At 52.1% G+C, this 1,680-nt stretch carries 1 rRNA gene; it reads left to right on the top strand.

From position 1 onward, the window contains the following. Positions 1-74 precede the first annotated feature (74 nt). A 16S ribosomal RNA gene (locus tag FTW16_RS12785) occupies positions 75-1,629 on the top strand. Positions 1,630-1,680 lie beyond the last annotated feature (51 nt).

Here is a 1,680-nt window from a genome sequence, read left to right as displayed (position 1 = left end):
CATGTTTCTGTTCTTTTTCGAAAGAGCGGTAAATATTAGTTTTGAAGTCAGTATTCGTTGAGTCACAAAATCTTAAATTGAAGAGTTTGATCATGGCTCAGATTGAACGCTGGCGGCAGGCCTAACACATGCAAGTCGAGCGGAAACGACACTAACAATCCTTCGGGTGCGTTAATGGGCGTCGAGCGGCGGACGGGTGAGTAATGCCTAGGAAATTGCCTTGATGTGGGGGATAACCATTGGAAACGATGGCTAATACCGCATAATGCCTACGGGCCAAAGAGGGGGACCTTCGGGCCTCTCGCGTCAAGATATGCCTAGGTGGGATTAGCTAGTTGGTGAGGTAATGGCTCACCAAGGCGACGATCCCTAGCTGGTCTGAGAGGATGATCAGCCACACTGGAACTGAGACACGGTCCAGACTCCTACGGGAGGCAGCAGTGGGGAATATTGCACAATGGGCGAAAGCCTGATGCAGCCATGCCGCGTGTATGAAGAAGGCCTTCGGGTTGTAAAGTACTTTCAGTTGTGAGGAAGGGGGTAGTGTTAATAGCGCTATCTCTTGACGTTAGCAACAGAAGAAGCACCGGCTAACTCCGTGCCAGCAGCCGCGGTAATACGGAGGGTGCGAGCGTTAATCGGAATTACTGGGCGTAAAGCGCATGCAGGTGGTTCATTAAGTCAGATGTGAAAGCCCGGGGCTCAACCTCGGAACTGCATTTGAAACTGGTGAACTAGAGTACTGTAGAGGGGGGTAGAATTTCAGGTGTAGCGGTGAAATGCGTAGAGATCTGAAGGAATACCAGTGGCGAAGGCGGCCCCCTGGACAGATACTGACACTCAGATGCGAAAGCGTGGGGAGCAAACAGGATTAGATACCCTGGTAGTCCACGCCGTAAACGATGTCTACTTGGAGGTTGTGGCCTTGAGCCGTGGCTTTCGGAGCTAACGCGTTAAGTAGACCGCCTGGGGAGTACGGTCGCAAGATTAAAACTCAAATGAATTGACGGGGGCCCGCACAAGCGGTGGAGCATGTGGTTTAATTCGATGCAACGCGAAGAACCTTACCTACTCTTGACATCCAGAGAAGCCAGCGGAGACGCAGGTGTGCCTTCGGGAGCTCTGAGACAGGTGCTGCATGGCTGTCGTCAGCTCGTGTTGTGAAATGTTGGGTTAAGTCCCGCAACGAGCGCAACCCTTATCCTTGTTTGCCAGCGAGTAATGTCGGGAACTCCAGGGAGACTGCCGGTGATAAACCGGAGGAAGGTGGGGACGACGTCAAGTCATCATGGCCCTTACGAGTAGGGCTACACACGTGCTACAATGGCGCATACAGAGGGCAGCAAGCTAGCGATAGTGAGCGAATCCCAAAAAGTGCGTCGTAGTCCGGATTGGAGTCTGCAACTCGACTCCATGAAGTCGGAATCGCTAGTAATCGTAGATCAGAATGCTACGGTGAATACGTTCCCGGGCCTTGTACACACCGCCCGTCACACCATGGGAGTGGGCTGCAAAAGAAGTGGGTAGTTTAACCTTTCGGGGAGGACGCTCACCACTTTGTGGTTCATGACTGGGGTGAAGTCGTAACAAGGTAGCCCTAGGGGAACCTGGGGCTGGATCACCTCCTTATACGAAGATATTCACGATAAGTGTCCACACAGATTGATTAGGTTTAGAAAG

It is taken from the genome of Vibrio sp. T20 (genome assembly GCF_007858795.1).
Taxonomy (GTDB): Bacteria; Pseudomonadota; Gammaproteobacteria; order Enterobacterales; family Vibrionaceae; genus Vibrio; species Vibrio satsumensis.
The sequence above is the reverse complement of the archived record's forward strand: the minus strand, read 5'-3'. Positions and strand labels throughout refer to the sequence as shown.